This window comes from Nocardioides sp. (assembly GCF_036374615.1).
GTDB lineage: Bacteria > Actinomycetota > Actinomycetes > Propionibacteriales > Nocardioidaceae > Nocardioides.
Genome location: NZ_DASUTK010000206.1, coordinates 1 through 6,579, shown reverse-complemented (window position 1 = coordinate 6,579; position 6,579 = coordinate 1). Strand labels below are relative to the sequence as shown.

At 72.7% G+C, this 6,579-nt stretch carries 7 protein-coding genes; 1 reads left to right on the top strand and 6 read right to left on the bottom strand.

Features of this window, described 5'->3' with window-relative positions:
- The 6 genes from VFZ39_RS16135 to VFZ39_RS16110 form a co-directional block, all read right to left on the bottom strand.
- On the bottom strand, positions 1 to 614 hold a 614-nt coding region (locus VFZ39_RS16135; protein ID WP_330866810.1), incomplete at its 3' end, for a TCP-1/cpn60 chaperonin family protein.
- A 78-nt stretch (positions 615 to 692) separates the two neighbouring features.
- Positions 693 to 989, bottom strand: a complete 297-nt coding sequence (gene groES / locus VFZ39_RS16130; RefSeq protein WP_330866809.1) for a co-chaperone GroES — start codon at positions 987 to 989, stop codon at positions 693 to 695.
- A gap of 208 nt (positions 990 to 1,197) precedes the next feature.
- Complete coding sequence (locus VFZ39_RS16125; RefSeq protein WP_330866808.1) at positions 1,198 to 1,620, bottom strand: hypothetical protein; 423 nt, start codon at positions 1,618 to 1,620, stop codon at positions 1,198 to 1,200.
- Positions 1,617 to 2,159, bottom strand: coding sequence for a SigE family RNA polymerase sigma factor (locus VFZ39_RS16120; RefSeq protein ID WP_330866807.1), 543 nt, complete (start codon positions 2,157 to 2,159; stop codon positions 1,617 to 1,619). The genes VFZ39_RS16125 and VFZ39_RS16120 overlap by 4 nt, the downstream gene beginning before the upstream one ends.
- Before the next feature lie 10 nt (positions 2,160 to 2,169).
- Positions 2,170 to 2,853, bottom strand: a complete 684-nt coding sequence (locus VFZ39_RS16115) for a hypothetical protein (RefSeq protein ID WP_330866806.1) — start codon at positions 2,851 to 2,853, stop codon at positions 2,170 to 2,172.
- A 114-nt stretch (positions 2,854 to 2,967) separates the two neighbouring features.
- Positions 2,968 to 5,271, bottom strand: coding sequence for an ATP-binding protein (locus VFZ39_RS16110; protein WP_330866805.1), 2,304 nt, complete (start codon positions 5,269 to 5,271; stop codon positions 2,968 to 2,970).
- 70 nt (positions 5,272 to 5,341) lie between these two features.
- On the opposite strand from VFZ39_RS16110, the gene VFZ39_RS16105 reads away from it, so the two are divergent.
- Positions 5,342 to 6,529 (top strand): class I SAM-dependent methyltransferase, encoded by a 1,188-nt coding sequence (locus VFZ39_RS16105; protein WP_330866804.1) that lies wholly within the window; start codon positions 5,342 to 5,344, stop codon positions 6,527 to 6,529.
- Positions 6,530 to 6,579 lie beyond the last annotated feature (50 nt).

Below are 6,579 nucleotides of genomic sequence, written 5' to 3'. Positions count from 1 at the left end.
TCGGTGACGAAGTAGGGCGAGATGTAGCCCTTGTCGAACTGCATGCCCTCGGTGAAGTCGAGCTCGGTGCCCATGGTGTTGGACTCCTCGACGGTGATGACACCGTCCTTGCCGACCTTGTCGAAGGACTGGGCGAGCAGGTCGCCGATGTGGGCGTCGCGGCTGGAGATCGTGGCGACCGAGGCCATGTCCTCCTTGGTCTCGACCTCGCGGGCGGCCTCTGCGAGGGCGTCGCTGACTGCCTCGGCGGCCGCGTCCATGCCCCGCTTGAGGCCCATCGGGTTGGCGCCGGCCGCGACCGCGCGCAGGCCCTCGTGCACCATCGCCTGGGCGAGCACCGTGGCGGTCGTCGTACCGTCACCTGCGATGTCATTGGTCTTGGTGGCGACTTCCTTGGTGAGCTGGGCGCCGAGGTTCTCGAACGGGTCGTCGAGCTCGATCTCACGGGCGACGGTCACGCCGTCGTTGGTGATGGTCGGCGCGCCCCACTTCTTGTCGAGCACCACATAGCGGCCCTTCGGGCCGAGAGTGACCTTGACGGTGTTGGCGAGGGCGTCGACGCCGCGCTCGAGCGCGCGGCGGGCGTTCTCGTCGAACTCCAGGATCTTGGGCATGTTCTCTCCTTATGAGAACGGGCCGTGTGCCTGGACTACCCGGAGGGTGGTCTCAGGCACACGACCCGGACAGGGACTTCAGGAAACGATCGCCAGCACGTCGCGCGCCGAGAGGATCAGGAACTCGTCGCCCGAGTACTTGACCTCGGTGCCGCCGTACTTGCTGTAGATCACCTTGTCGCCGACGGAGATGTCCATCGGGATGCGCTCGTCGCCGTCCTCGTTGAACCGACCCGGCCCGACCGCCACGACCTCGCCCTCCTGGGGCTTCTCCTTGGCGGTGTCGGGGATGACGAGTCCGGAAGCGGTGGTCTGCTCAGCGTCGAGCGGCTTCACGACGATCCGGTCCTCGAGGGGCTTGATGTTGACCGACACTTCAGATCAACCTCTACTTTCTCTTCAACCTGTGAAGGAGCCCAGGGCTCCGGGACGTATGAGCCTGCGCCAGACGAACGCCGTCGCGGGTGCCGTTGCGTCTCTCGCAAGCGCTGGCACCCTCAGGGCGAGAGTGCCAACCACGACGTTAGCACTCGCTACGAGTGAGTGCCAGTGAGGGGTCCGGGGGATCCCGTCCGACGGGTCCTCAGCTGCCGGGACCGCACAGCCGTGGCGTGGTGAACGGCCAGCTGCGCTCCACCCAGTGAGGCACCAGCACGTCGAGAGCGTGGGCCAGGTCGGTGCCCTCGCACTCGGGCACGATCCACCACGTGACCTCGGCGTCCACAGCGTGCGGGGGTCCGCCGTCAGAGGTGGTCGGCGGCGCGACCCGGAGCTCCCCCAGTATCGCTGTCTCGTCGGTGTCGACCAGCGCGAAGGTGTACGCCGCACGACGCTCCATCTCACCCAGGCGGATCCGGAGCAGCTGCTCGGCGTCGGCGAGCTGCAAGCCGGGGGTCGCCACGCAGAGCCGTGGCCCGTCGGAGAGCCGGACCGGCCGCAGCCGGTGCCCGAAGGGCACGGTGGTGCCGGAAGGTGGCTCGAAGCCGACCGGGAGCCACGTGTTCATCCGACGCCGTCCAGACCCACGAGCGCGGCGCGCCGCCGGAGGTTGGCCACGCCGCGGCTCGTGTTCGACTTCACCGCTCCGACGCCGATCCCGAGTGCGCGGGCGGTCTCGGCCTCGGAGAGGCCCTCGTAGTAGCGCAGCACGACCGCGGCCCGCTGCTGCCGCGGAAGCGCGAGCACCAGCTCCCACAACCGACGCCCCTGGTCGGCGGCCGCGACCGACTCCCCCGATCCGGTCGCGACCGCCGCCCGCTCGGGCAGCACCGCCACCGGGTCCTCCAGCCGGTGCTGGGGGAGGCGGTGCCAGGAGTAGTGATGGTTGACCATCGCGCGGCGGATGTAGGCGTCCGCCGCGCGACGGTCACGGAGGCTTCCCCACCGAGGCATCACCGAGACGAGCGCCGCGTGGAGCACGTCCTCGGCGAGGTGGGGGTCGCCGGTGATGGCCCGCGCAGCACGGAGCAGCGCGGGGCGGCGCGCGGCCACCCAGGTCGCGAAGTCGTCGTCGACTTCGGGCACCGTGGCCATCACCTGGTTCATGGCGTCCCCCTCAGCGGGTGCGGCCGGCCGCCAGGCCGATCGCCGCGATCGTCAACCAGAGCGGACCGACCATGCCCGCCATGTACTGCAGCGGGCTCACGGCGAGCAGCGTCATCAGGCCACCCATCAGCAGGCTGGTCACGCCGAGCCAGCGGGGAACGGCGCCGAAGCGACGTGCCGCGACGGCCACGGCCAGGGCCGTGAGACCCGCGGTGCCCCAGAGCCACGGGATCGTGCCGATCCAGTGGCTGAAGAAGGCCGCGGTCTCCGGGACCATCAGGTCCGGGTCCTGGACGCCGAACACGAACTCCGTCGTCAGCCCGGACCCGAGCAGCTGGGCAGCCGCGACGAGCATCAGCCCGGCCGAGGCGACCCCGGGCAGCAGGCTGTCCGCGGGCAGCGCGGCCGCCAGGCGACGTCGCAGCCCGACGGCGAAGACGACCAGCAGCAGCGCTGACACCATGGTGGCGACGTGGAACACGAGGATCTGCGTCGTCAGCTCGGCGAGCCGATCGGTGATGGCGACGGCGTCGCCCGCGATCTTCTCGTCGTACACGGCGCCGGTGAAGCCGCTGGCGACGACGGAGGCGATGCCGGCGACGCCTGCGCCGACGCCGGCGAACGCCCAGCTGCGCGACGCGGTGCGTCGGGTCGGTCCGCCGGTCGTGACCGGCGGGGTGACGGTAGTGGTCATGGGGTCTCCTGTGACTCAGTGGGTGCGGCACGGTTCGGCCGCAGCACCACGGTCGGGCCACGAGGAGTGACGGACCACGGACAGTCGCAGGTGTACGACTGGTGTACGAGTCGGTCAGCTGTGCGCGAGCTCGCCCAGGGACAGACCGGCGGCGCGGTCGGGGTCGAGCCCGCGTCCCACGTCGAGCGCGTCGTCGTACCGGTCCGCCCCGAGGCGGGCCCGTGCCTCCTCGGCGGCGTCCGCGATCGCCCCCGGGTCGGGTCGGTAGTAGCCGTATCCGAACGACCCGAGCTGCTCGCGGATCGCCTGCGCGGCACCGAGCAGCAGCGGCACCCGCGCGTGGGCGCCCTGCCGCGCCTCGAGGACGGCCCGCGCCTCCAGCAGGTAGGCGAGGTTGGCGTGGTCGGACGTCTCTCGGGACAGTCGCGTGCCCTCGTCGAGGTGCTCCGCCGCCTCCTGGAAGCGGCCCCGGCTGAGCTCGACCTGCGACAGGTTGTAGAGCGCGATGTACGTCGAGAGCCGGTCACCGCGCCGCCGAGCCGAGGCCAGCCCCTCGGAGATCTCCCGCACGGCGCTCTCGTGGTCCCCGAGCAGCAGCGACACCGTGCCGCTCCAGATCCAGGAGAGCGCGGTGGTCCAGTCGCCGTAGCCGCCGACCCCGGCCGCGGCCTCGCGCGCCTCGGCGAAGCGGGCTCTCGCATCGACGAGCCGACCCTGCGCGAGGTCGGCCAGGCCGACGCCCGCGATCGCGTTCGCGAGCACGGAGCGGTCGCCCTCGGCGTGGTCGCAGGCTGCCTCCCAGTGGGCCCGGGCGGTGGGCACGTCGTCCATGGCGAAACAGGTGGTCGCTGCCGCAAGCTCGGCTTGCCCGCGCACCACGCCGTCCTGCCCGAGCTCGAGCGCAGCCTCCGACAGCCGACGGCCGAGGGCGTGGTGGCCGCGCAGCCACCAGTACATCCAGAGCGCCCAGCAGAGCCGCCCGGCAGCCTGGCCGTCCCCGGCCGCGAGCAGGGTCTCGACGCCGGCGGTGAGGTTGAGGTGCTCCGCGTCGACGCGCGCCAGCGCCGCCACCTGCCCGCCGTCGCGGTATCGGGGCGAGACGTCCTCGGCCACGGCCAGGAAGTGGTCGGCGTGGGCACGGGCGAACCGCTGCTCGCCGCCTGCTTCGACCAGCCGAGACCGGGCGTACTGGGCGATCGGCTCGAGCAGCCGGTGCCGCAACCCGTCGGCCGCCGGTTCGACGGTCACCAGCGACTGCTCGGCCAGGGCCTCGAGCAGGGTGAGCACGTCACCGTCCAGCCGGGCACGCTGCGCGACGCCTTCAACGTCGTCGAGGCGGAACCCGCCGACGAAGACGGAGAGCAGCCGCAGCAGCGACTGCTCTTCGGCGGAGAGGAGGCTGTAGCTCCAGTCCAGCGTCGCGCGCATGGTGCGGTGCCGCTCCGGGCGGTCGCTCCCGCCGTGCTGCAGCACGGAGTCGAGCCGGTCCAACAGGGCTGCGGGGCCGAGGAGCCGGCAGCGGGCGGCGGCGAGCTCGAGGGCGAGCGGAATCCCGGCCAGGCGGGTGCAGATGGCGGCGACGGCGGCCTCGTCGGCCGGGGCGGTGCCCCATCCCTCCGAGACGGCGGCGGCTCGCTCCAGCAGCAGCCGGACTGCCGGCGACTCCGTGCCGTCACCCGTCGCCACCGCGAGCGGCTCGACGGGGAACTCACGCTCGGCCCGGAGCCGCAGCGGCGCCCGACTGGTCACCAGCATCGCCAGACCGGGGATGCGGGCGACCAGCTCGGCGACGTGCGGCGCGGCGGCAATGACCTGCTCGGCGTTGTCGAGGATGAGCAGCAGCTCGCGATCGGCAGCCCAGGAGATGAGGGAGCCGACCGGGTCGTCGACGGACGCGGCCGTCACGCCCACCGCGTCGAGGACGGCTGGCACGACCGCGGCGGGGTCGTGGATCGCGGCCAGCTCGACGTACACGACCCCGTCGGCGAACCGGTCCTGGACGGTGCGGGCGACCGCCAGCGACAGCCGGGTCTTCCCGACGCCACCTGGCCCGGTGAGCGTGACCAGCCGGTGCAGGTCGAGCAGCTCGACGACGCGACGGACGTCGCCGTCCCGGCCGATCAACCGAGTCGGCGGTACGGGGATGCCCGGCCCGGTCCGGTCAGCGGCGGGACGTGGTGTGCGGCCGCGGGCGGGCACGGACGAGATCAACCCGGACCTCGCCTCGCCCTCGAGGCCGAGCGCGTCGGCGAGCGCACGGACGGTGTGGGGGTAGGGCCGGGTGCGCGTGCCGCGCTCGAGTGCGCTGACCGCGTGGCTGCTGAGTCCTGCCCGCTCGGCGAGCTCCTCCTGCGAGAGGCCGGAGGTCTCCCGGAGCGTCCGCAGGCGCACGCCGAAGGAATGCTGGTCGTCAGCCACGCCTTCCCCTTCCCGCACCGGGCGCGGGCAGTGTACGTCGCCCGAGCCGTGCTCTGTCAGGATTCACGGGATGGACCTCGACGCGTTCCGGTGGCTGCTCACCGACGACGGACAGCAGCTGCTGTCGGAGGCCTCGCCTGCCGACGGCGCCGGCCCCGACGACGAGCTCGCGCTCCAGGCCGACCTGCGCAAGCGGGCGACGGCCGCTCAGGTGGCGACGGCACTCACCCAGGTCGAGCTCAGGCGACGTGCCGAGCCGAAGTTCGGCGAGCTCGCCGCGCGGATGTACTTCACCCACGCAGGTCTGGAGCAGGCGACCCGGCTGCCGGTGGCCAAGCACCGGGCCGGTCGGCTGCAGGCGGCCGTGACGACGTCCCTGATCGACCTCGGGTGCGGGATCGGCGGTGACCTGATCGCGAGCGCCGCCGCCGGGATCACCACGGCCGGGGTCGACCTCGACCCGGTGCGGGTAGCGGTCGCCGAGGCCAACCTGGCGGCGCTCGACCTTCCCGGAGCCGTGGCCGTCGCCGACGCGACCACGGTCGACACCAGTCCGTTCGACACGGCGTTCGCCGACCCCGCCCGCCGGTCCGGCCGAGGCCGCACCTTCTCCCCGGACGGCTGGACGCCGCCGTGGTCGTTCGTCGAGGATCTGCTGCTCGCGCGGCCGTCGTGCGTCAAGGTCGCACCGGGCATCCCCCACGACCTGGTGCCGGACGGGGTGGAGGCCGAGTGGGTGAGCGACCACGGCGAGGTGAAGGAGGCGTGCCTGTGGTCGGGCCGGCTGCGGACCACGGTCCGACGCGCCACCGTCATCGGCCGCGGCGGCCTGGCCACGATCACCGACGAGGACGCCCCGTCGCCCGGAGAGGACGGCGCCGGCGTACGCCCGGTCGGCGACTATCTCTACGAGCCGGACGGCGCGGTGGTGCGTGCCGGCCTGGTGACCGCGGTCGCGGCCGGCGTCGAGGGCGGCCTCCTCGACGAGCACATCGCGTACGTCGTCTCGGACCGGTCGTTCAGAACGCCGTTCGCGCGCGGCTACCGGGTGGTCGAGGAGCTGCCCTACCGGGAGAAGCAGCTGAAGGCGGCGCTGCGCGAGCGCGGCGTCGGCACGCTGACGATCAAGAAGCGGGGCGTCTCGGTCAGTCCGGACGCGCTGCGCCAGCGGCTCGGCCTGCGCGGTGACGTGACGGCCACACTGGTGCTGACCCGGGCAGCCGGCCACGGCACCGCCCTGCTGGTCGAGCCCTTCTGACCGACCCACTCCTTGCGCGGCGGTGTGCCTGAGAGTGCGCTCTGGCGCAC